The 22428-nt window shown below is 68.8% G+C and carries 33 protein-coding genes; 31 read left to right on the top strand and 2 right to left on the bottom strand.

Annotation, left to right across the window (positions count from 1 at the left end):
• The first annotated feature begins 157 nt into the window (after nt 1-157).
• The 3 genes from tuf to ABZ885_RS06745 all read left to right on the top strand — a co-directional run bounded on the left by tuf (nt 158) and on the right by ABZ885_RS06745 (nt 2914).
• Nucleotides 158-1351: an elongation factor Tu gene (gene tuf / locus ABZ885_RS06735; protein ID WP_313764195.1), complete on the top strand. Its 1194-nt coding sequence runs from the start codon at nt 158-160 to the stop codon at nt 1349-1351.
• A gap of 202 nt (nt 1352-1553) precedes the next feature.
• Nucleotides 1554-2483: a glycosyltransferase family 2 protein gene (locus ABZ885_RS06740; RefSeq protein WP_360184131.1), complete on the top strand. Its 930-nt coding sequence runs from the start codon at nt 1554-1556 to the stop codon at nt 2481-2483.
• Nucleotides 2480-2914: a GtrA family protein gene (locus ABZ885_RS06745; RefSeq protein WP_360184133.1), complete on the top strand. Its 435-nt coding sequence runs from the start codon at nt 2480-2482 to the stop codon at nt 2912-2914. Before ABZ885_RS06740 ends, ABZ885_RS06745 begins: the two co-directional genes overlap by 4 nt.
• A gap of 94 nt (nt 2915-3008) precedes the next feature.
• Here the strand turns inward: ABZ885_RS06745 and rfbC are convergent, their stop codons facing one another.
• Together rfbC and rfbA are read right to left on the bottom strand one after the other, a co-directional pair.
• Nucleotides 3009-3617 carry a dTDP-4-dehydrorhamnose 3,5-epimerase gene (rfbC, locus tag ABZ885_RS06750; protein ID WP_360184135.1) on the bottom strand — a complete coding sequence of 203 codons (609 nt, stop codon included), beginning with the start codon at nt 3615-3617 and terminating at the stop codon, nt 3009-3011.
• A complete protein-coding gene (rfbA, locus tag ABZ885_RS06755) occupies nt 3614-4489 on the bottom strand; it encodes a glucose-1-phosphate thymidylyltransferase RfbA (protein ID WP_360184138.1) in 876 nt (291 codons plus the stop codon). The genes rfbC and rfbA overlap by 4 nt, the downstream gene beginning before the upstream one ends.
• An 83-nt stretch (nt 4490-4572) precedes the next feature.
• Here rfbA and rfbB point away from each other — a divergent pair, with 83 nt between their 5' ends.
• The 28 genes from rfbB to rplO all read left to right on the top strand — a co-directional run bounded on the left by rfbB (nt 4573) and on the right by rplO (nt 22405).
• Nucleotides 4573-5550, top strand: a complete 978-nt coding sequence (gene rfbB / locus ABZ885_RS06760; protein ID WP_360184141.1) for a dTDP-glucose 4,6-dehydratase — start codon at nt 4573-4575, stop codon at nt 5548-5550.
• Nucleotides 5547-6461: a dTDP-4-dehydrorhamnose reductase gene (gene rfbD / locus ABZ885_RS06765; protein WP_360184144.1), complete on the top strand. Its 915-nt coding sequence runs from the start codon at nt 5547-5549 to the stop codon at nt 6459-6461. The genes rfbB and rfbD overlap by 4 nt, the downstream gene beginning before the upstream one ends.
• The gene (locus tag ABZ885_RS06770; protein WP_360184147.1) at nt 6458-7777 is read left to right on the top strand and encodes a hypothetical protein; all 1320 of its coding nucleotides are present in this window, start codon (nt 6458-6460) and stop codon (nt 7775-7777) included. Before rfbD ends, ABZ885_RS06770 begins: the two co-directional genes overlap by 4 nt.
• A 92-nt stretch (nt 7778-7869) precedes the next feature.
• The gene (locus ABZ885_RS06775) at nt 7870-8262 is read left to right on the top strand and encodes a DUF2304 domain-containing protein (protein WP_360184150.1); all 393 of its coding nucleotides are present in this window, start codon (nt 7870-7872) and stop codon (nt 8260-8262) included.
• Nucleotides 8259-9035, top strand: coding sequence for a glycosyltransferase family 2 protein (locus ABZ885_RS06780; protein WP_360184153.1), 777 nt, complete (start codon nt 8259-8261; stop codon nt 9033-9035). The genes ABZ885_RS06775 and ABZ885_RS06780 overlap by 4 nt, the downstream gene beginning before the upstream one ends.
• 9 nt (nt 9036-9044) lie before the next feature.
• Nucleotides 9045-9938 carry a glycosyltransferase family 2 protein gene (locus tag ABZ885_RS06785; RefSeq protein WP_360184156.1) on the top strand — a complete coding sequence of 298 codons (894 nt, stop codon included), beginning with the start codon at nt 9045-9047 and terminating at the stop codon, nt 9936-9938.
• Between the two features lie 361 nt (nt 9939-10299).
• Nucleotides 10300-12120 carry a phospholipid carrier-dependent glycosyltransferase gene (locus ABZ885_RS06790; protein ID WP_360184158.1) on the top strand — a complete coding sequence of 607 codons (1821 nt, stop codon included), beginning with the start codon at nt 10300-10302 and terminating at the stop codon, nt 12118-12120.
• Nucleotides 12121-12611: 491 nt separating this feature from the next.
• On the top strand, nt 12612-12920 hold the full coding sequence (rpsJ, locus tag ABZ885_RS06795; RefSeq protein ID WP_012785157.1) for a 30S ribosomal protein S10: 309 nt from the start codon (nt 12612-12614) through the stop codon (nt 12918-12920).
• Between the two features lie 14 nt (nt 12921-12934).
• Complete coding sequence (gene rplC, locus ABZ885_RS06800; protein WP_360184161.1) at nt 12935-13582, top strand: 50S ribosomal protein L3; 648 nt, start codon at nt 12935-12937, stop codon at nt 13580-13582.
• A gap of 4 nt (nt 13583-13586) precedes the next feature.
• A complete protein-coding gene (gene rplD, locus ABZ885_RS06805; RefSeq protein ID WP_360184164.1) occupies nt 13587-14264 on the top strand; it encodes a 50S ribosomal protein L4 in 678 nt (225 codons plus the stop codon).
• A complete protein-coding gene (gene rplW, locus ABZ885_RS06810) occupies nt 14261-14584 on the top strand; it encodes a 50S ribosomal protein L23 (RefSeq protein ID WP_104816576.1) in 324 nt (107 codons plus the stop codon). Before rplD ends, rplW begins: the two co-directional genes overlap by 4 nt.
• A gap of 43 nt (nt 14585-14627) precedes the next feature.
• Entirely contained in the window at nt 14628-15464 is an 837-nt protein-coding gene (gene rplB / locus ABZ885_RS06815; protein ID WP_360184166.1) for a 50S ribosomal protein L2, read from the top strand.
• An 11-nt stretch (nt 15465-15475) separates the two neighbouring features.
• Complete coding sequence (gene rpsS, locus ABZ885_RS06820) at nt 15476-15757, top strand: 30S ribosomal protein S19 (protein ID WP_030055821.1); 282 nt, start codon at nt 15476-15478, stop codon at nt 15755-15757.
• A 59-nt stretch (nt 15758-15816) separates the two neighbouring features.
• Nucleotides 15817-16164, top strand: coding sequence for a 50S ribosomal protein L22 (gene rplV, locus ABZ885_RS06825; protein ID WP_045304593.1), 348 nt, complete (start codon nt 15817-15819; stop codon nt 16162-16164).
• A complete protein-coding gene (gene rpsC, locus ABZ885_RS06830; protein ID WP_360184169.1) occupies nt 16164-16988 on the top strand; it encodes a 30S ribosomal protein S3 in 825 nt (274 codons plus the stop codon). Before rplV ends, rpsC begins: the two co-directional genes overlap by 1 nt.
• 5 nt (nt 16989-16993) lie before the next feature.
• Nucleotides 16994-17413: a 50S ribosomal protein L16 gene (rplP, locus tag ABZ885_RS06835; protein ID WP_030393299.1), complete on the top strand. Its 420-nt coding sequence runs from the start codon at nt 16994-16996 to the stop codon at nt 17411-17413.
• Nucleotides 17413-17637, top strand: a complete 225-nt coding sequence (gene rpmC, locus ABZ885_RS06840; RefSeq protein WP_063348970.1) for a 50S ribosomal protein L29 — start codon at nt 17413-17415, stop codon at nt 17635-17637. The genes rplP and rpmC overlap by 1 nt, the downstream gene beginning before the upstream one ends.
• Nucleotides 17637-17909: a 30S ribosomal protein S17 gene (rpsQ, locus tag ABZ885_RS06845; protein WP_030055826.1), complete on the top strand. Its 273-nt coding sequence runs from the start codon at nt 17637-17639 to the stop codon at nt 17907-17909. Before rpmC ends, rpsQ begins: the two co-directional genes overlap by 1 nt.
• A gap of 102 nt (nt 17910-18011) precedes the next feature.
• On the top strand, nt 18012-18383 hold the full coding sequence (gene rplN / locus ABZ885_RS06850) for a 50S ribosomal protein L14 (protein WP_030055827.1): 372 nt from the start codon (nt 18012-18014) through the stop codon (nt 18381-18383).
• Between the two features lie 15 nt (nt 18384-18398).
• Nucleotides 18399-18710: a 50S ribosomal protein L24 gene (gene rplX, locus ABZ885_RS06855; RefSeq protein WP_030055828.1), complete on the top strand. Its 312-nt coding sequence runs from the start codon at nt 18399-18401 to the stop codon at nt 18708-18710.
• Nucleotides 18710-19279: a 50S ribosomal protein L5 gene (rplE, locus tag ABZ885_RS06860; protein WP_209414071.1), complete on the top strand. Its 570-nt coding sequence runs from the start codon at nt 18710-18712 to the stop codon at nt 19277-19279. The genes rplX and rplE overlap by 1 nt, the downstream gene beginning before the upstream one ends.
• Before the next feature lie 4 nt (nt 19280-19283).
• Nucleotides 19284-19469, top strand: a complete 186-nt coding sequence (locus ABZ885_RS06865; protein ID WP_030393303.1) for a type Z 30S ribosomal protein S14 — start codon at nt 19284-19286, stop codon at nt 19467-19469.
• 271 nt (nt 19470-19740) lie between these two features.
• Nucleotides 19741-20148, top strand: coding sequence for a 30S ribosomal protein S8 (rpsH, locus tag ABZ885_RS06870; protein WP_030232489.1), 408 nt, complete (start codon nt 19741-19743; stop codon nt 20146-20148).
• 22 nt (nt 20149-20170) lie between these two features.
• The gene (rplF, locus tag ABZ885_RS06875; protein ID WP_360184174.1) at nt 20171-20710 is read left to right on the top strand and encodes a 50S ribosomal protein L6; all 540 of its coding nucleotides are present in this window, start codon (nt 20171-20173) and stop codon (nt 20708-20710) included.
• A 3-nt stretch (nt 20711-20713) separates the two neighbouring features.
• Nucleotides 20714-21097, top strand: a complete 384-nt coding sequence (gene rplR / locus ABZ885_RS06880; protein WP_209414075.1) for a 50S ribosomal protein L18 — start codon at nt 20714-20716, stop codon at nt 21095-21097.
• 48 nt (nt 21098-21145) lie between these two features.
• On the top strand, nt 21146-21769 hold the full coding sequence (gene rpsE / locus ABZ885_RS06885) for a 30S ribosomal protein S5 (RefSeq protein ID WP_360184177.1): 624 nt from the start codon (nt 21146-21148) through the stop codon (nt 21767-21769).
• Nucleotides 21769-21951: a 50S ribosomal protein L30 gene (gene rpmD / locus ABZ885_RS06890; RefSeq protein ID WP_030300409.1), complete on the top strand. Its 183-nt coding sequence runs from the start codon at nt 21769-21771 to the stop codon at nt 21949-21951. The genes rpsE and rpmD overlap by 1 nt, the downstream gene beginning before the upstream one ends.
• A 1-nt stretch (nt 21952) precedes the next feature.
• Complete coding sequence (gene rplO, locus ABZ885_RS06895) at nt 21953-22405, top strand: 50S ribosomal protein L15 (protein ID WP_209414076.1); 453 nt, start codon at nt 21953-21955, stop codon at nt 22403-22405.
• The last annotated feature ends 23 nt before the right edge of the window (nt 22406-22428 follow it).

Raw genomic sequence — 22428 nt, forward strand, 5'->3', positions numbered from 1 at the left:
TAGGAGGCGAACCCGGGGGAATCCACTCGGACTCCCCCGGGGGCCTCCGCCCCCACCCGCGGGACGGCATGGGGTGCTGCGGCACCGCGTACCCAAACCCGATCAAAGACCAACTGACGTCAGCACGGCGTACAGAACTGTCCTCAGGAGGACTGCAGTGGCGAAGGCGAAGTTCGAGCGGACGAAGCCCCACGTCAACATCGGCACCATCGGTCACATCGACCACGGTAAGACGACCCTTACCGCGGCCATCACCAAGGTGCTGCACGACGCGTACCCGGAGATCAACCCCTTCACGCCGTTCGACCAGATCGACAAGGCGCCGGAGGAGCGGCAGCGCGGTATCACCATCTCGATCGCGCACGTCGAGTACCAGACCGAGGCGCGTCACTACGCCCACGTTGACTGCCCGGGTCACGCGGACTACATCAAGAACATGATCACCGGTGCGGCCCAGATGGACGGTGCGATCCTCGTCGTCGCCGCCACCGACGGCCCGATGCCGCAGACCAAGGAGCACGTCCTCCTGGCCCGCCAGGTCGGCGTCCCCTACATCGTCGTCGCCCTGAACAAGGCCGACATGGTGGACGACGAGGAGATCCTGGAGCTCGTCGAGCTCGAGGTCCGTGAGCTCCTCTCCGAGTACGAGTTCCCGGGCGACGACCTGCCGGTCGTCCGCGTCTCCGCGCTGAAGGCGCTGGAGGGCGACAAGGAGTGGGGCGAGAAGCTCCTCGGCCTGATGCACGCGGTGGACGAGAGCATCCCCACCCCGGCCCGCGCCGTGGACCAGCCGTTCCTGATGCCGATCGAGGACGTCTTCACGATCACCGGTCGTGGCACCGTCGTCACCGGTCGTATCGAGCGTGGCATCCTCAAGGTCAACGAGACTGTCGACATCATCGGCATCAAGGAGACCAAGACCACCACCACGGTCACCGGCATCGAGATGTTCCGCAAGCTGCTCGACGAGGGCCAGGCCGGTGAGAACGTCGGTCTGCTCCTCCGTGGCATCAAGCGCGAGGACGTCGAGCGCGGCCAGGTCATCATCAAGCCGGGCTCGGTCACCCCGCACACCGAGTTCGAGGCCCAGTCCTACATCCTGTCGAAGGACGAGGGTGGCCGCCACACCCCGTTCTTCAACAACTACCGCCCGCAGTTCTACTTCCGTACCACGGACGTGACCGGCGTCGTGACCCTCCCCGAGGGCACCGAGATGGTCATGCCGGGCGACAACACCGCCATGACGGTCGTGCTGATCCAGCCGATCGCCATGGAGGAGGGCCTGAAGTTCGCCATCCGTGAGGGTGGCCGCACCGTCGGCGCCGGCCAGGTCACCAAGATCCTCAAGTAATTGACGATCTAGACCTGCCTGCACCAACAGGCGACCCGAAGGGCCCCGCACACTCCGGTGTGCGGGGCCCTTCGGCCTTCACCAAGCGCTCATCCGGTCTCACGGTGGGCTCACGACCGACTGCTATTCTCGGGCTCGATCCAGCAGGCCGCAGCGAAAGCGGGACCAACTCATGTCAACGGCGCCCCTGTTGTCGGTTGTTATGCCGATCTTCAACGAGCAGGAGGCTCTGCCCCTGACGGCCGAGCGGCTGCGTCCGATCCTGGACGGGCTCGGTGTCGACTACGAGGTCGTCGGCGTCGACGACGGCAGCACCGACGCCACCCCGGTCATCATGCAGAAGCTCCGGCAGGACTGGCCGCAGCTGCGGATCGTCCGGTTCGCGCGCAACTCCGGCCACCAGGCCGCGCTGACCGCCGGCATCCACCGGGCCTTCGGCGACTACGTGGTCTCCATCGACGCCGACCTCCAGGACCCGCCGGAGAAGATCCCCGAGATGCTCGACCTCGCCCGCGAGCAGAACCTCGACATCGTGTACGGCGTGCGCGGCGACCGCGGGACGGACACCTTCTTCAAGCGGCACACCGCCGGCGCCTACTACTGGCTGATGCGCAAGCTGGTCGGCAAGCGGATGCCCAACCAGGCGGGCGACTTCCGGCTGCTCAGCCGCGCCGCCGTCGACGCGCTGAAGGCGATGCCCGAGCACCAGCCGGTCTACCGGCTGCTGGTGCCGTGGCTCGGCTTCCCCAGCGGCGAGGTGGTCTACGTCCGCGAGGAGCGGGTGGCCGGCAGCACCAAGTACCCGCTCTCGAAGATGGTCCGGCTGGCGCTCGACAGCATCACCAACTTCTCCGCCAGCCCGCTGCGGCTCGCCACCTGGCTCGGCCTGCTGAGCTTCGTGGTCTGCATCCTCCTCGCGGTCTACACCACGGTGTCGTACGCCTTCGGCTCCACCGTGCCCGGCTGGTCCTCGCTGTTCATCGGGATGCTCTTCATCGGCGCCGTGCAGCTGATCTGCGTCGGCCTGCTCGGCGAGTACGTCGGGCGGATCTACTCGGCCGTGCAGGCCAGGCCGGCCTACTTCGTCGGCCACGACTCGGCCGAGGACGACCTGCGGGACGGGGCCCGGTGACCTTCACGCGCGAACCGGCCGGCCCGCCCGCGGCCGGCCGGAACACCCGCCGCCAGCTGCCGTCCTTCCTCGTCATCGGCGTCCTGAGCACGCTCTTCTACCTGCTGCTGTTCGTCGTCGCGCGGTCGGTCACCGGCGCGCAGGCCGCCAACCTGATCGCGCTCGCGGTCAGCGCGGTCGCCAACACCGCCGCCAACCGCCGGTTCACCTTCGGGATCACCGGCAGCGAGGGCGCGCTGAAGGACCAGCTGCAGGGCGCGGTGGCGTTCCTGATCGGCCTCGGCCTGAGCAGCGGCGCGCTCGCCCTGCTGGACCTGCTGGTGCCGGACGCCTCGCGGCCGGTCGAGGTGGCCGGGCTGGTGGTGGCCAACGGCCTGGCCACGGTGGCGCGCTTCCTGCTGCTCAAGGTCTGGGTCTTCCGCGGCCGGTGACGTCCGCGCCGCCGGCGCCCGGGCCCGGTGACGCGCGAGGGCCCGGCCGCATCAGCTGCGGCCGGGCCCTCGGCACGTACGGGGAGCCGTCGGATCAGGCGCGGTGGGCCGCGCTCAGGCCGGCGGTGAACGCCTTCACCTGCTGGTAGTCGGGCAGCAGGCCGCTCGCCAGCGCCTCGGCCAGCGACGGCGCCTCGGCGTCCTTGGCGGAGAGCTGCGGCGCGTCGGCCGGCCACACGATGCCGAGGTCCGGGTCCAGCGGGTGCACACCGTGCTCACCGGTCGGGTTGTACGTCTCGGAGCACAGGTAGGTGAGCGTCGCGTCGTCGGTCAGCGCGCAGAAGCCGTGGCCGAGACCCTCGGAGATGTAGACCGCCTTGCGCTCGGTCTCGTCCAGGCGCACGCCCTCCCAGCGGCCGAAGGTCGGCGAGCCGACCCGCAGGTCCACGATGACGTCCAGCACCGCGCCGCGCACGCAGGTCACGTACTTGGCCTGGCCGGGCGGGACGTCGGCGAAGTGGATGCCGCGCACGACGTCCTTGCTGGAGAGCGAGAGGTTGGCCTGGGCCAGCCGCAGCGGGTGGCCGACCACCTCGGCGAGCCGGTCGAAGCGGAACCACTCGGTGAAGTGGCCGCGCGCGTCGCCGTGCAGCTGGGGGGTGATCTCCCAGGCGCCCTCGATGGACAGCTCGTTGAACTTCACCGGGCCGCCTCCTCGTCGAGCAGCGCCACCAGGTACTGGCCGTAGCCGCTCTTCAGCAGCGGCTCGGCCAGCTCGCGCAGCTGCGCGGAGTCGATCAGGCCGGCCCGCCAGGCCGCCTCTTCGATGCAGCCGATCTTGAAGCCCTGGCGCTCCTCTATGACCCGGACGAACTCCGAGGCCTGGACCATCGAGACGAACGTGCCGGTGTCCAGCCAGGCGGTGCCGCGGTCGAGGATCGTCACGTGCAGGTCGCCGGCCTGGAGGTAGGCCTCGTTGACCGCGGTGATCTCCAGCTCGCCGCGCGCGCTCGGCTTCAGGTTGCGGGCGATCTCGACGACCCGGTTGTCGTAGAAGTACAGGCCGGGGACGGCGTAACGGGACTTGGGCTCGGTGGGCTTCTCCTCGATGGAGATCACCTGGCCGTCCTCGTCGAACTCGACCACGCCGTACGCGGTCGGGTCCGCCACCGGGTACGCGAAGACGCGGCCGCCCTTGGCGCCGGTGTGCTCCGAGAGCCGGGTGCCGAGGCCGCTGCCGTGGAAGATGTTGTCGCCGAGGATCAGCGCGACGTTCTCGTCGCCGATGAAGTCGGCACCCAGCACGAAGGCCTGGGCGATGCCCTCCGGACGCTCCTGGACGGCGTACTCCAGCCGCAGGCCGAACTGCGATCCGTCGCCCAGCAGACGCTCGAACTGCTCCCGGTCGGCCGGGGTGGTGATGATGAGGATCTCGCTGATGCCGGCCATCACCAGGGTGGACAGCGGGTAGTAGATCATCGGCTTGTCGAAGACCGGGAGGAGCTGTTTCGAGACCGCTCGGGTCAGCGGCCACAGCCGCGAGCCGGTACCGCCGGCCAGAAGGATTCCACGCATGCGTGCACCTTATGCGAGTCCGGCGGGGCGGGTGAGGCCCGGGTCATGGGGCCCCCGGACGCGACGGTAGACTTCGGCGCACTATGCGCATCCTCGTGACCGGCGGTGCCGGCTTCATCGGTTCTGAATTCGTCCGCCAGCTGCTGGGCGCCGACACCACTGACCAGATCACGGTCTTCGACAAGCTCACGTACTCGGGCGTCGAGGCCAACCTGGCGCCGGTGGCGGGCCACAGCGGCTACTCCTTCGTCCGGGGTGACATCTGCGACGTGGACGCCGTCGACCAGGTCATGCCCGGCCACGACGTCGTCGTCCACTTCGCGGCCGAGTCCCACGTGGACCGCTCGATCGCGGGCGCCGGCCCCTTCGTGCTGACCAACGTCGTCGGCACCCAGGTCCTGCTGGACGCCGCCCGCAAGCACGGCGTCGGCCGCTTCGTGCACATCTCCACCGACGAGGTGTACGGCTCGATCAGCGAGGGCTCCTGGACCGAGACCTGGCCGCTGGCCCCGAACTCCCCGTACTCCGCCTCCAAGGCCTCCTCCGACCTGCTGGCGCTGGCGTACCACCGCACGCACGGCATGGACGTCGTGGTGACCCGCTGCTCCAACAACTACGGGCACTACCAGTTCCCCGAGAAGGTCATCCCGCTCTTCACCACCAACCTGATCGACGGCAAGAAGGTGCCGCTGTACGGCGACGGCGGCAACGTCCGCGACTGGCTGCACGTCTCGGACCACTGCCGGGGCATCGAGCTGGTCATGCGCAACGGCCGCGCCGGCGAGGTCTACAACATCGGCGGCGGCACCGAGGCCACCAACAAGGAGCTCACCGGCCTGCTGCTGGAGGCCGCGGGCGCCGGCTGGGACATGGTCGACTACGTCGCCGACCGCAAGGGCCACGACCTGCGCTACTCGATCGACATCAGCAAGATCCGCGAGGAGCTCGGCTACGAGCCGCAGGTCCGCTTCGAGGACGGCCTCGCCGCGACCATCGCCTGGTACCGCGAGAACCGCGCCTGGTGGGAGCCGCTGAAGACGAAGGCGGCACTGGAGAAGTGACCGCCAACGCCTCCGGCCAGGTCCGCTGGCTGGTCACCGGCGCCGCCGGGATGCTCGGCCAGGACCTCCTCGCGGTCCTGGCCGCCGACCCGGCCGCCGCGGTCACCGCGCTGGGCCGGGCCGACCTGGACATCACCGACGCGGCGGCCGTGCAGGCCGCCGTCGAGGGCCACGACGTGGTCGTGAACTGCGCGGCGTGGACGAACGTCGACGCCGCGGAGACCGAGGAGGAGGCCGCCACCGCCGTCAACGGCACCGGCGTCCGCAACCTCGCCGCCGCCTGCGCCAAGACCGGCGCCCGGCTGCTGAACGTCTCCACCGACTACGTGCTGCCCGGCGACGCCACCGAGCCGTACGCCGAGACCGCGCCGACCGGCCCGGTCAACGCGTACGGCCGCAGCAAGCTGGTGGGGGAGCAGGCCGTCGCCGAGCTGCTGCCCGCGCACGGCTACAACGTGCGCACCGCCTGGCTGTACGGCGAGCACGGCGCCAACTTCGTCGCCACCATGCTCAAGCTGGCCGCCCAGCGGGACAGCCTGGACGTGGTGGACGACCAGCAGGGCCAGCCGACCTGGTCGTACGCCCTGGCGCAGCGGCTGGCCGAGCTCGGCAGGGCCGCGCTGGCCGGGCAGGCGCCGGCCGGCGTCTACCACGGCACCGCGAGCGGCCGCACCACCTGGTGCGGGCTGGCCCGCGAGACCTACCGGCTGAGCGGGCTGGACCCCGAGCGGATCCGCCCGACCACCTCGGAGGCGTTCGTCCGCCCGGCCGTCCGGCCGTCCTTCAGCGTGCTCGGCCACGACGGCTGGGCCGCGGCCGGCCTGGCACCGCTGCCGGACTGGCAGGCCATGCTGGCCACGGCCCTGGAGCGCCCGGCCTTCCGGGCGCTGCGCGACGCGGCGGAGGGGTGAGCGGCGTGCTCGGCCGGCTGACCCGCGCCCTGCCGCCCGGCCTGCTGGCCGTCGGCGTCGGCACGGTGACCCTCGGTGTCGCCTCGTACGCGCACCTGGCGGTGGCCGGGCACGCGCTGGACCGCGAGTCGCTGGCCGAGGTCTCGGTCCTGTGGACGATGGCGATGTCCTTCGGGCTGGGGCTGTTCTTCCCGGTGGAGCAGGAGCTCACCCGGGTGATCGCCGCCCGCGCGGCCACCGGGCAGGGTGCCCTGCCGGTGCTGCGCAAGGCGACCGTGCTGACCGCCGGGCTGCTGCTGGTGGTGCTGGCCGGGCTGGCCGCCTTCTCCGGGCAGCTCGCCGACGTGTTCTTCCACGGCGACCGGACCATGGTGGTGGCGCTGGCCGCCGCCTTCGTCGGTCCGGCCGCCTGCTACCTGACCCGCGGCGTGCTCGCCGGTCTGGGGCACTTCACCTCGTACGGCGTCCAGCTGGGCGTCGACGGGGTGCTGCGGATCGCCTTCTCGGTGGGCCTGATGGCGGCGGGCGTCCATTCGGCGCTCGCCTACAGCCTGATCCTGGCGGTCTCGCCGGTCCTGGCGATGCTGGTGAGCCTGCCGAAGACGCTGCGGGTCTCCCGGCCCGGCCCGGCGATCGGCTGGCGGGAGCTGTGCAGCGGCCTCGGCATGCTGACCGCGTCCTTCCTGCTGGCCCAGTTCGTGGCCAACGCCGCCGTCCTGTCGATCCAGGTGCTGGCGCCCTCGCAGGCCGTCCTGGTCGGTGCGTTCACCGGCGCGATGGTGCTGAGCCGGGTCCCGCTGTTCGTCTTCGGCGCGCTGCAGGCCTCGCTGATGTCGGGGCTGTCCACCGCGGTGGCCACCGGCGACCGGGCCGGCTTCCGCAAGCTGCTGACCAAGACCTGCGCCATGGTCGGTGCCCTCGGCGTACTCGGCGGAGTGCCCGCCGTCGCCCTGGGGCCGTGGATCATTCACGTCGCGTTCAACGCCGACCGGCATGCTCTCGGCCCGGTGGACTTCCTCTGGCTCTCGGTCGGCACGCTGGCGTACCTGCTGGCGACCGTCGTGGGCCAGGCGGTGATCGCCCGGGGCCACCACCGCCGGCAGTTGGCCGGCTGGGCCCTCGGCACCCTGGCGCTGCTGCTGGTCACCTGTCTGCCGGGCGACCCGGCAACCCGCGTCGAGGCCGCATACACGGTGGGACCCCTGGTGGTCCTGGCAGTGATGTTGCTGGCCCTGCGCGGTGGCGGTAGGTTGCCGGGCGCCGGACCCGACACCGCGCGGGCAGCTGTCGCCGCCGACACCGTTTCCGCCGGCTGAGCCGTCGTGCTCCCCCCGGCCCCCCGGAAGGGCACTGTGGCCCCGGCTTCCCCCATATGTGCCTCACCCACGCGTGAAAGGCGTAACCCATCGTGCAGCTGAGTGTGCTGACCTCGATCACCGGCGTGCTGGTGCTCGTGTGGATTCTGGAGCTGTTGCGCCGTCAACAGCTCCGGGAGAAGTACGCCGCGCTCTGGCTCGGCATCGGGCTCGTGGTCGCCCCCCTCGGGTTCTTCCCGCGGGTGCTCGACTCGACCGCCCGCCGCCTCGGCGTCGCATCGGGCGTCAGCCTGGTGCTGTTCGCGGGCTTCCTGCTCGTCCTGCTGGTCTGCGTCCACCTCAGCTGGGAGACCAGCCGGCTGGAGGCCGAGACCAGGACCCTGGCCGAGGACGTCGCGATGATGCGGGCGCACCTGGCCGAGCACCACGACTTCCCGATCGCCCGCGCGAGCGGTGGCGTGACCGACCCCGAGGTGAAGGCATGATCGACGGCAAGCGGGTACTGATCATCCTGCCGGCGTGGAACGAGGCCGAGGGCCTGCCCAAGATCCTCCGCGAGATCCAGCAGAAGCTCCCCGGCGTCGACACCCTCGTGGTGGACGACGGCTCCACGGACAACACCGCCGCGGTCGCGGCCGCGGCCGGCTCCCGGGTCGCCCAGCTGCCGTACAACCTCGGCGTCGGCGGTGCGATGCGGTTCGGTTACCGCTACGCGCACCTGCACGACTACGACGTCGCCATGCAGTGCGACGCCGACGGCCAGCACGACCCGGCGTACGTGCCGACCCTGCTGGCCAAGCTGGAGGAGGCGGACCTCGTCATCGGCGCCCGCTTCGCCGGCGAGGGCTCCTACAAGGTGCGCGGTCCGCGCTCCTGGGCGATGAAGCTGCTGTCGGTGGTGCTGTCCCGCGTGGCCGGTACCCGGCTCACCGACACCACCTCGGGCTTCAAGGCCTGCAACAAGCCGATGATCGAGTTCTTCTCGCAGTGGTACCCGGTCGAGTACCTCGGCGACACGATCGAGAGCATGGTCGGCGCGGCCCGCTGCGGCTTCGTGATCCGGCAGGTCCCGGTCGCGATGCGCGAGCGCACCACCGGCACGCCGAGCGCCTCGCCGATCAAGGCGACGGTCTACCTCGCCCGGGCCGGCCTGGTCCTGCTGCTGGCGATGATCCGCCGGATGCCCAAGCACATCAAGGCCATCCAGCCCGCCTCCCGTACCGCCGCCCGCCGGCCCGAGCTCATCGGCAAGGTCTAGGTCCACGCGATGTCCCGATTCGAGATCCTGCTGCCGTACTACGGCGACGTGCGCCTGATGCAGGACGCCGTCCGCAGCGTGCTGGCCCAGGACGGCGACGACTGGCGGCTGACCGTCGTCGACGACGGCAAGGAGCCGGACGTCCCCGGCTGGTTCGAGTCGCTGGGCGACCCCCGGGTGCGGTACTTCCGCAACGAGCAGAACCTCGGCGTCTCCGGCAACTTCAACCGCTGCGTCGAGCTGGCCGAGTACGAGCACCTGGTGCTCATGGGCTGCGACGACCTGATGCACCCCAACTACCTGAAGGTCGTCCGGGAGGCGCTGGAGCGCTTCCCGGACGCCGGCATGGTGCAGCCGGGCGTGCTGGTGATCGACGGGGACGGCAAGCCGGTCGAGGGCCTGGCCGACGCGATGAAGCGCAAGCTGTACGCGCCGAAGGACCCGGGCCCGGCGCTGATGACGGCCGAGCCGCTGGCGATCAGCCTGATGCGCGGGAACTGGCTGTACTTCCCGTCGATCTGCTGGCGGACCAAGGCGGTGCAGCAGTTCCGCTTCCGCACCGACCTCGGGGTGATCCAGGACCTCGCGCTCATCCTCGACCTGCTGCTGGACGGGCAGTCCCTGGCGCTCACGCCGGAGGTCTGCTTCAGCTACCGCCGGCACGCGGTGAGCGAGTCCTCGGCGACGGCGTTCAGCGGCAAGCGCTTCGAGGAGGCGCGGCGCTTCTTCCGGGAGGCGGCGGACCGCCTCGACGCGCACGGCTGGCACCGGGCCGCGACGGTCTCGCGCCGCTTCCTCTCCTCGCGGCTGCACGCGCTGACCATGATCCCGGCGGCCGGCAAGAAGGCCGGGATGCAGGGCGTCGGCGCGATGCTGAGCCATGTGGCGGGGCGGCGCGCCTGACCGGTGCGCAGGCCGGGCCGCGGTGTGCGGGAGCACGAGGAGCCCGGCTCCTTCCCACGGGAAGGGGCCGGGCTCCCTGCCCTTTCGGGCACCCGTTCTCACCAGCCGGGTATGACACCCTCTTGGGGGTGTGATTACCATGAGTCGCACGCAGAGTGTGATATGTGAACCGGCCGTCCCGCGTGGCGGCCGCTTCCTTGTTCCGGATTGGATACCGCTCCTGCTCAGATCGTCAGCGTGACCTTCACATCCGGTCCGTCCCGAGAACGGTGAACGAAGCTGCGGGGGGACCGCCAAGGGGCCGAGCGGCCTGCCGGATCCCAATTCAGAGCCGGGCTACCAGGGGAAGAGTCGGAGTTCAGTGCAGAGTTCAGCAAAGACCGTCGAAGAACGGCCGGACGGCAGCGGGACGTCCAGACCGGACGGCGCGCCGGCCGGTCGCCGCCCGGACGTGATAACCCGGGCGGGCGCCCTCGCGCTGCGCGCCAGCACCCACCGCCGGTTCTGGCCGCTCCTGCTGGTCGCCGGCTACCTGCTGGAGCTGGCCTACCGCCTGGTGCTGGTCCGCCACCTCAGCTACCCCTCGGTGCACGCGGACGAGGACACCTACCTGGTGCTGGCGCGGGTGCTCGCGGGCCGGCCGACCACCGAGATGCCCGTCGGCGTGGTGATCCCCGGCGGCTACCCGCTGCTGATCTCGCCCGCGCTGCGGCTCTCCGACGACCCGGTCATGGCCTACCACCTGGTGCTCGGGCTGAACGCGCTGTTCAACGCGCTGGTCTTCCCGCTGGCCTACCTGGCCCTGCGCCGGCTGGGCCTGCGCCGGATCCTGGCGTACCTGTTCGCCTTCGCCACCGCGCTGCTGCCGCCGGTCGTCTTCTACTCGCAGTTCGCGATGGCCGACACCGTGCTGCCGGTGCTGGTGCTCTGCTGGCTGCTCTGCCTGCACGGGTGGCTCTCCGACGAGCCGCTCAGGCGCCGCTACTGGTACGCGGTGGGCGCCGCCGCCTCCGCCGCGTACTCGATGGCCACGCACGACCGCGGCGGCGTGATCGTCGCGATCACCGGCGTGGTGCTGGTGGCCGCCCTGGTCTTCCGCTGGGCGCCGTGGCGCACCACGGTGGCCGGGCTCGCCGTCCTGGTGGCCGGCTTCGGCGCCGCCAAGCTGCTGGCCCGCTGGCTGCTCACGCACTTCACCGTGTCCGACAGCACCGTCGGCACCCAGGCGATCGACAACTTCGTCAACCCGGAGCTGCTTCCCCGGACGCTGACCCGCTCGCTCGGCCAGTTCTGGTACCTGATCGTCTCGACCTACGGCGTGGCCGGCCTGGCGATCGTGTTCTGCCTGTTCGCCCTGTTCAGCGGCCGGGTCGACCGGGCCTCCCGGATCGTCGGCACGGTCATGGTCACCCTGATGGCCGGCGTCGCGCTCGCCTCCGCGGCCGCGCTCCCGGACGACGGCCGGATCGACAACTGGGTGTACGCCCGCTACCTGTCGCTGCTGGTGCCGGCGATGTTCGTGACCGGCGTGGCGGTGCTGAGCCGGCTCGGCCGCCGCGCGCTCGGCTACGTGGCGCTGGGCACCGTCGGGCTCACCCTGGCGCTGTACGAGGTCGTCACCTGGTACGCCGGCTCCGAGCTGTACAAGAAGGTGTTCATCGGCTGGGCGCTGCCCGACACGTCGTTCCTGAGCGCCAACTGGTCCGGCCTGCAGATGCTCCGGGTCACCGCGGCGGCGTTCGCGCTGCTGCTGGTCGCCTGTCTGCTCCGGGCCGCGGCCGGGCGCAAGGTGCTCTGGGTGGTCGCCGTCGCGGTCGGCCTGCTCGCCGCCTTCGCCACCGCCACCATCACCGAGCGCGTCTCGTACACGCACGCGAAGGACCGCAAGTTCGAGGCGACCGGCTTCACCAAGTCCGCCGGGCTCAAGCCCGAGGACAGCCTGGTGATCGCCTGGGACATGGAGTGGGGCCTGCGGATGGCGCAGACCTACGAGGTCTACCAGGGCCGGGTCTGGTACCGGGACCCGCGCTGGCAGGAGCTCCCGAAGGACGCGACGGCGATCGTCACCCCGCTGCCGGAGGAGGGCAAGGCGCCGGAGTCCTACTGGAAGGACCACCCGGCCGAGTGGTACGTGGCCAAGACCGACAAGGGCCACGGCTGGATGCTCTGGCGCCGGCGCTGATCCGCGGGCCCGTCGGGATCGGGGCCGGTGAGGGACACCTCACCGGCCCCGATTCGCATTCGGGCTGCTCCATGTGGCAGTATGTCCAAGTTGCTCGGTTGAGTGCCGATGCTGCGCGCCTCCCGCCGGGAGGACCGGAAGCGAGTCCCATGTACTCGTCGTTCCCGTGATGGCCGTTCATGTGTTCACGTGAAGTGTGTGAATGCAGTGGTGTGAAGTCGACACCGCGGCAGCTGCGGGGCGGACGTACGGGAATCTTCCGGGAAGCGTGGGCGGGGCCTCGATCCGGCGCCTGGTGGGTGCAAGACCTCACCGACCCAGTGGGAAATCCGCAGGAGGGCGACCTCGTGTCGGATTTTTTGCAAGCGGGAGTGCGACACGCCCGACCGCGGGGGTCGGAGGTAACCACCCAGGGGCACCACCGGACACAGTCCACCTGGATGAATCCGGCCGTAGAAGCAGCAGACGACACAAAGGACTACTGAGTAGCCATGGCGGGACAGAAGATCCGCATCCGGCTCAAGGCCTACGACCACGAGGTGATTGACTCCTCGGCGAAGAAGATCGTCGAGACCGTCATTCGCACTGGTGCGCAGGTCGCGGGCCCGGTGCCGCTGCCCACTGAGAAGAACGTGTACTGCGTCATCCGCTCGCCGCACAAGTACAAGGACTCGCGCGAGCACTTCGAGATGCGCACTCACAAGCGTCTGATCGACATCCTCGACCCCACGCCGAAGACGGTTGACTCGCTCATGCGTCTCGACCTGCCGGCTGGTGTCGACATCGAGATCAAGCTCTGAGAGGCGCACCGAAGATGGCTAAGCAGATTAAGGGCATCCTGGGCGAGAAGCTCGGCATGACCCAGGTCTGGGACGAGAACAACCGGATCGTTCCGGTGACCGTCGTCAAGGCTGGGCCGAATGTCGTGACCCAGGTCCACACCGCCGACAGCCCGGCCGGCTACGACGCCGTCCAGATCGGCTTCGGCGAGATCGACCCCCGCAAGGTGAACAAGCCCCTCGCGGGCCACTTCGCCAAGGCCGGTGTCACCCCGCGCCGCCACCTGGTCGAGCTCCGCACCTCGGACGCGTCCGAGTACACGCTGGGCCAGGAGATCACCGCCGAGCTGTTCGAGGCGGGTGTCAAGGTCGACGTGACCGGCACCTCCAAGGGCAAGGGCTTCGCCGGTGTCATGAAGCGCCACAACTTCCGGGGCCTCGGCGCCGGTCACGGTGTGCAGCGCAAGCACCGCTCGCCCGGCTCGATCGGTGGCTGCGCCACCCCGGGTCGTGTGTTCAAGGGCGTACGGATGGCCGGCCGGATGGGCCACGAGCGCGTGACCACCCAGAACCTGACCATCCATGCCGTTGACGCGGAGAAGGGGCTGCTCCTGATCAAGGGCGCAATCCCGGGCCCGAACGGCGGCCTCGTCCTCGTCCGCACCGCGGCGAAGGGGCTGTGAGGATATGAGCACCATTGACATCCTGTCGCCCTCGGGCGACAAGACCGGCAGCCTTGAGCTGCCGGCCGAGATCTTCGACGCGAAGGTCAGCGTTCCGCTGATGCACCAGGTCGTCGTGGCGCAGCTCGCTGCGGCCCGTCAGGGCACCCACAAGACCAAGACTCGTGGCGAGGTCCGTGGCGGCGGCAAGAAGCCGTACCGCCAGAAGGGCACCGGCCGCGCCCGTCAGGGCTCGACCCGCGCCCCGCAGTTCGCCGGCGGTGGCGTCGTGCACGGTCCCGTGCCGCGTGACTACTCGCAGCGGACGCCCAAGAAGATGATCGCCGCCGCCCTGCGTGGTGCGCTCACCGACCGGGCCCGCCACAACCGCATCCACGTCGTCACCGACGTGATCGCGGCCGAGACGCCGTCGACCAAGGCCGCCAAGGGTCTGTTCGGCAAGATCACCGAGCGCAAGAACATCCTCCTCGTCGTCGAGCGTGCCGACGAGCTGGGTCTCAAGAGCGCCCGCAACCTGCCGCACGTGCACATCCTGGACGCCGGTCAGCTGAACACCTACGACGTGCTCGTCTCCGACGATGTGGTCTTCACCCAGGCCGCCTTCGAGCGTTTCGTGGCGGGTCCCGCCGCGTCCGCCAAGGCCGTGGCTGCTGAGGGCGAGCTCGAAGGGAGCGCCGCCTGATGGCTGCAGAGATCACGAGCAAGACGTTCACGGACCCCCGTGACGTCCTGGTGAAGCCGGTCATCTCGGAGAAGAGCTACTCGCTCCTCGACGAGAACAAGTACACGTTCGTCGTGTCGCCCGGTGCCAACAAGACCCAGATCAAGCAGGCCGTCGAGGCGGTCTTCTCGGTCAAGGTCGAGTCCGTCAACACGCTCAACCGTCAGGGCAAGCGCAAGCGCTCCAAGACGGGCTTTGGCAAGCGCAAGGACACCAAGCGCGCCATCGTGACGCTGGCTGAGGGCAACCGCATCGACATCTTCGGTGGTCCGGTCTCCTAACGGGGATCGTGATCGTCGATAAGGACGAGGACGAGAGAGCCAAATGGGCATCCGCAAGTACAAGCCGACTACGCCGGGCCGTCGTGGCTCCAGCGTGGCCGACTTCGTAGAGATCACGCGGTCCACGCCGGAGAAGTCGCTGGTTCGCCCCCTGCACAGCAAGGGCGGCCGTAACAACGCCGGTCGGATCACCGTTCGCCACCAGGGTGGCGGACACAAGCGCGCCTACCGCGTGATCGACTTCCGTCGTCACGACAAGGACGGCGTGCCGGCCAAGGTCGCGCACATCGAGTACGACCCGAACCGCACCGCGCGCATCGCGCTCCTGCACTACGCGGACGGCGAGAAGCGCTACATCATCGCTCCGCGTGGCATCACGCAGGGTGACCGGATTGAGAACGGCCCCGCGGCCGACATCAAGCCCGGCAACAACCTGCCGCTTCGCAACATCCCGGTCGGTACGACCATCCACGCGGTGGAGCTGCGTCCCGGTGGCGGTGCCAAGATGGCCCGCTCCGCCGGTGCCGGCATTCAGCTGCTGGCGCGTGAGGGCAAGATGGCGCACCTGCGCATGCCCTCCGGCGAGATCCGCCTGGTGGACGCGCGCTGCCGCGCGACCGTCGGCGAGGTCGGCAACGCCGAGCAGTCGAACATCAACTGGGGCAAGGCCGGCCGTATGCGCTGGAAGGGCGTTCGCCCGACCGTGCGTGGTGTGGCCATGAACCCGATCGACCACCCGCACGGTGGTGGTGAGGGTAAGACCTCCGGTGGTCGCCACCCGGTCTCGCCGTGGGGCCAGAAGGAGGGTCGTACCCGTCGCCCGAAGAAGGCGTCGGACGCTCTCATCGTGCGCCGCCGCAAGACCAACAAGAAGCGCTAGGAGCAGGTCAGATGCCGCGCAGTCTCAAGAAGGGCCCCTTCATTGACGGCCACCTTCTCAAGAAGGTGGACGCGCAGAACGAGGCGGGTACCCAGAACGTCATCAAGACCTGGTCCCGTCGCTCCGTGATCTTCCCGGCCATGCTTGGCCACACGATCGCGGTGCACGATGGCCGTAAGCACGTCCCGGTGTTCGTCACCGAGTCGATGGTCGGTCACAAGCTCGGCGAGTTCGCGCCGACGCGTACCTTCCGCGGTCACGTCAAGGACGACCGCAAGTCGAAGCGTCGCTAAGTCGCCTGAGCTTTAAGCGCCAGAACGACTCAATGACTTACTCCATTAAGGGGACAACCATGGAAGCCAGGGCCCAGGCGCGGTACATCCGCGTCACGCCCATGAAGGCCCGCCGCGTGGTGGACCTCATCCGTGGCCTGAACGCCACGGAGGCCCAGGCCGTCCTGCGTTTCGCTCCGCAGGCCGCCACCGTGCCGGTCGGCAAGGTGCTCGACAGCGCCATTGCCAACGCCGCGCACAACTACAACCACTCCAACGTGGACGACCTCGTCATCAGCGAGGCGTACGTTGACGAGGGCCCGACCCTGAAGCGGTTCCGTCCGCGTGCCCAGGGCCGTGCCTACCGGATCCGCAAGCGGACCAGCCACATCACCGTGGTCGTCAGCAGCAAGGAAGGGACCCGGTAATGGGCCAGAAGGTTAACCCGCACGGGTTCCGCCTCGGCATCAGCACGGACTTCAAGTCCCGCTGGTACGCCGACAAGCTGTACAAGGACTACGTCAAGGAAGACGTTGCCATTCGTCGCATGATGACGAAGGGCATGGAGCGCGCCGGCATCTCCAAGGTCGAGATCGAGCGCACCCGCGACCGCGTCCGCGTCGACATCCACACCGCGCGCCCCGGCATCGTCATCGGCCGCCGTGGCACCGAGGCCGACCGCATCCGCGGCGACCTCGAGAAGCTGACCGGCAAGCAGGTCCAGCTGAACATCCTCGAGGTCAAGAACCCCGAGCTGGACGCCCAGCTCGTGGCTCAGGGCGTCGCGGAGCAGCTGTCCTCCCGCGTCTCCTTCCGTCGTGCCATGCGCAAGTCGATGCAGGGCACCATGAAGTCCGGCGCCAAGGGCATCAAGGTCCAGTGCTCCGGTCGTCTCGGCGGCGCCGAGATGAGCCGTTCGGAGTTCTACCGCGAGGGCCGTGTGCCGCTGCACACCCTGCGCGCGAACGTCGACTACGGCTTCTTCGAGGCCAAGACGACCTTCGGCCGTATCGGCGTGAAGGTCTGGATCTACAAGGGCGACGTCAAGAACATCGCCGAGGTCCGCGCTGAGAACGCCGCTGCCCGCTCGGGCAACCGCCCGGCCCGTCCCGAGGGTGGTCGTCCCGCCCGCGGTGGCGAGCGCCGTGGTGGCGAGCGCGGTGGCCGTGGCCGTCGTCCCGCCGGCACCGAGGCTCAGGCCCCGGTCGCCGTCGAGACCCCGGCCGCCGAGAACACCGGAACGGAGGCCTGACCGCAATGCTGATCCCCCGTCGGGTCAAGCACCGCAAGCAGCACCACCCGAAGCGCCGTGGCGCCTCCAAGGGTGGCACCGAGCTCGCCTTCGGCGAGTACGGCATCCAGGCCGTCACCCCGGCCTACGTGACGAACCGGCAGATCGAGTCCGCTCGTATCGCCGTCACCCGTCACATCAAGCGTGGCGGCAAGGTCTGGATCAACATCTACCCGGACCGTCCGCTCACCAAGAAGCCGGCCGAGACCCGCATGGGTTCCGGTAAGGGTTCGCCCGAGTGGTGGATCGCGAACGTGCACCCGGGTCGGGTCATGTTCGAGCTGTCGTACCCCAACGAGAAGGTGGCTCGTGAGGCGCTGACCCGCGCAGCTCACAAGCTCCCGATGAAGTGCCGGATCATCCGGCGCGAGGCAGGTGAGAGCTGATGTCGGCCGGCACCAAGGCTGCTGACCTCCGCGAGCTGGACAACGAGGGTCTCGTTGCCAAGCTCCGTGAGGCCAAGGAGGAGCTGTTCAACCTCCGCTTCCAGGCGGCGACCGGGCAGCTCGACAACCACGGACGGCTCAAGCTCGTCCGTAAGGACATCGCGCGGATCTACACCCTGATGCGCGAGCGCGAGCTGGGCATCGAGACGGTGGAGAACGCCTGATGACTGAGAACACCAACGAGACGCGCGGTTTCCGCAAGACCCGTGAGGGCCTCGTCGTCAGCGACAAGATGGACAAGACCGTCGTCGTCGCCGTCGAGGACCGCGTCAAGCACGCGCTGTACGGCAAGGTCATCCGCCGTACGAACAAGCTGAAGGCGCACGACGAGGCCAACGCCTGCGGCATCGGCGACCGGGTCCTCCTCGCGGAGACCCGCCCGCTGTCCGCGACGAAGCGCTGGCGCGTCGTCGAGATCCTCGAGAAGGCCAAGTAACGAAGCCGATGTGGTACGGCCGTATGTGCACCGGGTCCCCAGCGGACGCCGGTGTGAGCAGCGGCCGACCCGTCGACTCTCGTTGACGATCAGGAGAAAGCTGTGATCCAGCAGGAGTCGCGACTGCGTGTCGCCGACAACACGGGCGCGAAGGAAATCCTTTGCATCCGCGTTCTCGGTGGCTCCGGTCGTCGCTACGCCGGTATCGGGGACGTCATCGTCGCGACCGTCAAGGACGCGATCCCCGGTGGCTCGGTGAAGAAGGGTGACGTCGTCAAGTGCGTCGTCGTCCGTACCGTGAAGTCGCGCCGTCGTCCCGACGGTTCGTACATCCGGTTCGACGAGAACGCCGCGGTCGTTCTGAAGAACACCGAGGGTGACCCCCGTGGCACCCGCATCTTCGGCCCGGTCGGCCGCGAGCTGCGCGACAAGAAGTTCATGAAGATCATCTCGCTTGCGCCGGAGGTGCTCTAACCCATGGCGAACAGCATGAAGATCAAGAAGGGTGACCTGGTCCAGGTCATCACCGGCAAGGACCGCGGCAAGCAGGGCAAGGTCATCCAGGCCATGCCCGCCGAGAACAAGGTCCTGGTCGAGGGTGTCAACCGGGTCAAGAAGCACACCAAGCCGGGCCCGGGCACTCAGGGTGGCATTGTCACCGTCGAGGCCCCGGTGCACGTCTCCAACGTCCAGCTGGTCGTGGAGAAGGACGGCAAGAAGGTCGTCACCCGCGTTGGCTACCGCTTCGACGACGAGGGCAACAAGATCCGCGTTGCCAAGCGAACCGGTGAGGACATCTGATGTCTGAGACGTCTGTTGAGAAGGTGACCCCCCGTCTCAAGGAGCGTTACAACTCCGAGATCAAGGGTCAGCTGCAGGAGCAGTTCTCGTACGAGAACGTCATGCTGACGCCCGGCCTGGTCAAGGTCGTCGTCAACATGGGTGTCGGCGAGGCCGCTCGTGACAGCAAGCTGATCGAGGGCGCGATCCGCGACCTGACCGCGATCACCGGTCAGAAGCCGGCCGTGACCAAGGCTCGCAAGTCCATCGCGCAGTTCAAGCTGCGCGAGGGCCAGCCGATCGGCACCCACGTCACCCTCCGTGGTGACCGCATGTGGGAGTTCCTGGACCGTCTGGTGACGCTGGCCCTGCCGCGTATCCGTGACTTCCGTGGTCTCTCCCCGAAGCAGTTCGACGGCCGTGGCAACTACACGTTCGGTCTGACCGAGCAGGTTATGTTCCACGAGATCGACCAGGACAAGGTCGACCGTCAGCGCGGTATGGACATCACCGTCGTGACCACCGCTCAGACCGACGACGAGGGCCGGGCGCTCCTGCGTGCTCTGGGCTTCCCGTTCAAGGAGGCGTGAGCCAATGGCGAAGAAGTCCCTCATCGCGAAGGCCGAGCGGAAGCCGAAGTTCGGCGTCCGGGCCTACACCCGGTGCCAGCGCTGCGGCCGTCCGCACTCGGTGTACCGCAAGTTCGGCCTCTGCCGTGTGTGCCTCCGTGAGATGGCCCACCGCGGCGAGCTGCCGGGCGTGACCAAGAGCTCCTGGTAGTCCAGGACCTCGCGGTAACGCCATAGCGAAGCAGGTGTGCCCGATCCCACAGAGCCTCTTTTTTGGGGGCTGCGTACGGAATCCCGTAAGGTAGTGAGGTCGGGCCCCCTGTCGCGGAAGCTCCATAGCTGCCGTCGACCCTCTTCGGAGGGCTCGCACCCAGTCTTACGACGCCGCAGGTCCCCTGCGTCTGTGCCCCTGCCGCACTCCTCGGAGTGCGGCAGGGGGACCTGGCGCGGAGAAACCACGGCGAGAGAGGCCTGAGGCCATCATGACCATGACCGACCCCATCGCAGACATGCTCACGCGTCTGCGTAACGCGAACTCGGCGTACCACGACACCGTGGCGATGCCGGCCAGCAAGATCAAGGCGCACGTCGCCCAGATCCTGCAGCAGGAGGGGTACATCTCCTCCTACAAGGTTGAGGAGCCGGTTGAGGGCGAGGTCGGCAAGAAGCTGACCATCGAGCTCAAGTTCGGCCCCAACCGCGAGCGCTCGATCGCTGGCATCAAGCGGATCAGCAAGCCGGGCCTGCGGGTCTACGCAAAGTCCACCAACCTGCCGAAGGTTCTCGGCGGCCTGGGCGTGGCGATCATCTCCACGTCCTCCGGTCTCCTCACCGACAAGCAGGCTGCCAAGAAGGGCGTAGGCGGAGAAGTTCTCGCCTACGTCTGGTAATTCGGGAAACGGAGGTACAGCAATGTCGCGCATTGGACGGCTGCCCATCCCGGTTCCCGCCGGCGTGGACGTCACCATCGATGGCCAGGCGGTCTCGGTGAAGGGCCCCAAGGGCTCCCTCACCCACGTTGTCGCCGCGCCGATCGAGATCGGCAAGGGCGAGGACGGCATTCTGGCTGTCACCCGCCCCAACGACGAGCGTCAGTCGAAGGCCCTGCACGGCCTGACCCGCACGCTGGTGGCGAACATGATCACCGGCGTGACCGCGGGCTACCGCAAGTCGCTGGAGATCAGCGGTGTTGGCTACCGAGTTCTGGCGAAGGGCTCCGACATGGAGTTCCAGCTGGGCTACAGCCACCCGATCCTGGTCGAGGCCCCGGAGGGCATCTCCTTCGTGGTCGAGTCGCCCACCAAGTTCCACGTGGACGGCATCGACAAGCAGAAGGTCGGCGAGGTCGCCGCGAAGATCCGCAAGCTGCGCAAGCCCGACCCGTACAAGGCCAAGGGCGTCAAGTACGCGGGCGAGGTCATCCGCCGCAAGGTCGGAAAGAGTGGTAAGTAAGCGATGAGCGTCTCTGTCAAGATCGGCAAGGGCAACGCCTACAAGAGCGCCGCTCGCAAGCGCCGCGCGATCCGCGTTCGCAAGCGCGTCGTCGGCACCGAGGTGCGTCCGCGCCTCGTCGTGACGCGCTCGAACCGCCACATGGTCGCCCAGGTCATCGACGACGCCAAGGGTCACACCCTGGCGTCGGCGTCCACTCTCGACGTGTCCATCAAGGGCGTCGAGGGCGACAAGACCGAGCTGGCCAAGAAGGTCGGGAGCCTGGTCGCCGAGCGCGCCAAGGCCGCCGGCATCGAGTCGGTCGTCTTCGACCGCGCGGGCAACCGGTACGCCGGCCGCATCGCCGCTCTGGCCGATGCTGCCCGTGAGGCCGGGCTCGACTTCTAAGCCGCTCGTCGGCTCAGTCGACGGACGTAATCGAGAGAGGTAATTCCAATGGCTGGACCCCAGCGCCGCGGTAGCGGCGCCGGCGGCGGCACCGGCGGTGGCGAGCGGCGCGACCGTAAGCGTGACGACCGGGGTAACGCCCCCGCCGTCGAGAAGACCGCTTACGTCGAGCGCGTCGTTGCGATCAACCGTGTCGCCAAGGTTGTCAAGGGTGGTCGTCGTTTCAGCTTCACCGCGCTGGTCGTGGTGGGCGACGGTGACGGCACCGTGGGTGTCGGTTACGGGAAGGCGAAGGAGGTTCCGGCCGCCATCGCCAAGGGCGTTGAGGAGGCCAAGAAGACCTTCTTCAAGGTCCCCCGCATCCAGGGCACCATCCCGCACCCGATCCAGGGCGAGAAGGCTGCCGGCGTCGTGCTCCTGAAGCCGGCCGCCCCCGGTACCGGTGTTATCGCCGGTGGCCCGGTGCGTGCCGTGCTGGAGTGCGCGGGCATCCACGACATCCTGTCGAAGTCGCTCGGCTCCGACAACGCGATCAACATCGTGCACGCCACCGTGGCTGCTCTGAAGGGCCTCGTCCGCCCCGAGGAGATCGCCGCCCGTCGTGGCCTGCCGCTGGAGGACGTGGCTCCCGCCGCTCTGCTGCGGGCTCGTGCTGCAGGGGTGAGCGCCTGATGGCTCGCCTGAAGATCACGCAGACCAAGTCCTACATCGGCAGCAAGCAGAACCACCGCGAGACGCTGCGCTCGCTGGGTCTGAAGCGCATGCACGATGTGGTCGTCAAGGAGGACCGTCCCGAGATCCGCGGGATGGCCCAGACCGTGCGTCACCTCGTCACGGTCGAGGAGGTGGACTGAGATGGCTGACTCGCCGATCAAGGTGCACAACCTGCGTCCCGCCCCGGGTGCCAAGACCGCCAAGACCCGTGTCGGTCGTGGTGAGGGCTCCAAGGGTAAGACCGCCGGTCGTGGCACCAAGGGCACCAAGGCCCGCTACCAGGTTCCGCAGCGCTTCGAGGGTGGCCAGATGCCGCTCCACATGCGCCTGCCGAAGCTGAAGGGCTTCAAGAACCCGTTCAAGATCACGTTCCAGGTCGTCAACCTCGACAAGCTGGCCGAGCTCTACCCGCAGGGTGGCGAGGTCACGGTCGAGGACCTGGTCGCCAAGGGCGCGGTTCGCAAGAACTCCCTCGTCAAGGTGCTCGGCACCGGCGAGATCTCGGTTGCGCTGCAGGTGACGGTGGACGCCGTCTCCGGCTCCGCCGCCGAGAAGATCACCGCCGCCGGCGGTACCGTCACCGAGCTCGTCTGAGCCCGCTGACCCCACACGAGCCC

Origin of the sequence: Kitasatospora sp. NPDC047058 (assembly GCF_040643935.1) — a bacterium.
Taxonomy (GTDB): Bacteria; Actinomycetota; Actinomycetes; order Streptomycetales; family Streptomycetaceae; genus Kitasatospora.

Bases quoted from the DNA above. Each gene is read 5' to 3' on its own strand.
- ABZ885_RS06740 (WP_360184131.1), top strand. From the start codon at position 1,554: ATGCCGATCTTCAACGAGCAGGAGGCTCTGCCCCTGACGGCCGAGCGG.
- rplV (WP_045304593.1), top strand. From the start codon at position 15,817: ATGGAAGCCAGGGCCCAGGCGCGGTACATCCGCGTCACGCCCATGAAG.
- rplC (WP_360184161.1), top strand. From the start codon at position 12,935: ATGGCTAAGCAGATTAAGGGCATCCTGGGCGAGAAGCTCGGCATGACC.
- rpmC (WP_063348970.1), top strand. From the start codon at position 17,413: ATGTCGGCCGGCACCAAGGCTGCTGACCTCCGCGAGCTGGACAACGAG.
- rpsH (WP_030232489.1), top strand. From the start codon at position 19,741: ATGACCATGACCGACCCCATCGCAGACATGCTCACGCGTCTGCGTAAC.
- rfbA (WP_360184138.1), bottom strand. From the start codon at position 4,489: ATGCGTGGAATCCTTCTGGCCGGCGGTACCGGCTCGCGGCTGTGGCCG.
- rplD (WP_360184164.1), top strand. From the start codon at position 13,587: ATGAGCACCATTGACATCCTGTCGCCCTCGGGCGACAAGACCGGCAGC.
- rplR (WP_209414075.1), top strand. From the start codon at position 20,714: ATGAGCGTCTCTGTCAAGATCGGCAAGGGCAACGCCTACAAGAGCGCC.
- rplX (WP_030055828.1), top strand. From the start codon at position 18,399: ATGAAGATCAAGAAGGGTGACCTGGTCCAGGTCATCACCGGCAAGGAC.
- rplP (WP_030393299.1), top strand. From the start codon at position 16,994: ATGCTGATCCCCCGTCGGGTCAAGCACCGCAAGCAGCACCACCCGAAG.
- rpsC (WP_360184169.1), top strand. From the start codon at position 16,164: ATGGGCCAGAAGGTTAACCCGCACGGGTTCCGCCTCGGCATCAGCACG.
- rpsQ (WP_030055826.1), top strand. From the start codon at position 17,637: ATGACTGAGAACACCAACGAGACGCGCGGTTTCCGCAAGACCCGTGAG.
- rplE (WP_209414071.1), top strand. From the start codon at position 18,710: ATGTCTGAGACGTCTGTTGAGAAGGTGACCCCCCGTCTCAAGGAGCGT.
- rplF (WP_360184174.1), top strand. From the start codon at position 20,171: ATGTCGCGCATTGGACGGCTGCCCATCCCGGTTCCCGCCGGCGTGGAC.
- rplO (WP_209414076.1), top strand. From the start codon at position 21,953: ATGGCTGACTCGCCGATCAAGGTGCACAACCTGCGTCCCGCCCCGGGT.
- rplB (WP_360184166.1), top strand. From the start codon at position 14,628: ATGGGCATCCGCAAGTACAAGCCGACTACGCCGGGCCGTCGTGGCTCC.
- ABZ885_RS06780 (WP_360184153.1), top strand. From the start codon at position 8,259: ATGATCGACGGCAAGCGGGTACTGATCATCCTGCCGGCGTGGAACGAG.
- rpmD (WP_030300409.1), top strand. From the start codon at position 21,769: ATGGCTCGCCTGAAGATCACGCAGACCAAGTCCTACATCGGCAGCAAG.
- ABZ885_RS06785 (WP_360184156.1), top strand. From the start codon at position 9,045: ATGTCCCGATTCGAGATCCTGCTGCCGTACTACGGCGACGTGCGCCTG.
- rfbB (WP_360184141.1), top strand. From the start codon at position 4,573: ATGCGCATCCTCGTGACCGGCGGTGCCGGCTTCATCGGTTCTGAATTC.
- rpsS (WP_030055821.1), top strand. From the start codon at position 15,476: ATGCCGCGCAGTCTCAAGAAGGGCCCCTTCATTGACGGCCACCTTCTC.
- ABZ885_RS06865 (WP_030393303.1), top strand. From the start codon at position 19,284: ATGGCGAAGAAGTCCCTCATCGCGAAGGCCGAGCGGAAGCCGAAGTTC.
- rpsE (WP_360184177.1), top strand. From the start codon at position 21,146: ATGGCTGGACCCCAGCGCCGCGGTAGCGGCGCCGGCGGCGGCACCGGC.
- rpsJ (WP_012785157.1), top strand. From the start codon at position 12,612: ATGGCGGGACAGAAGATCCGCATCCGGCTCAAGGCCTACGACCACGAG.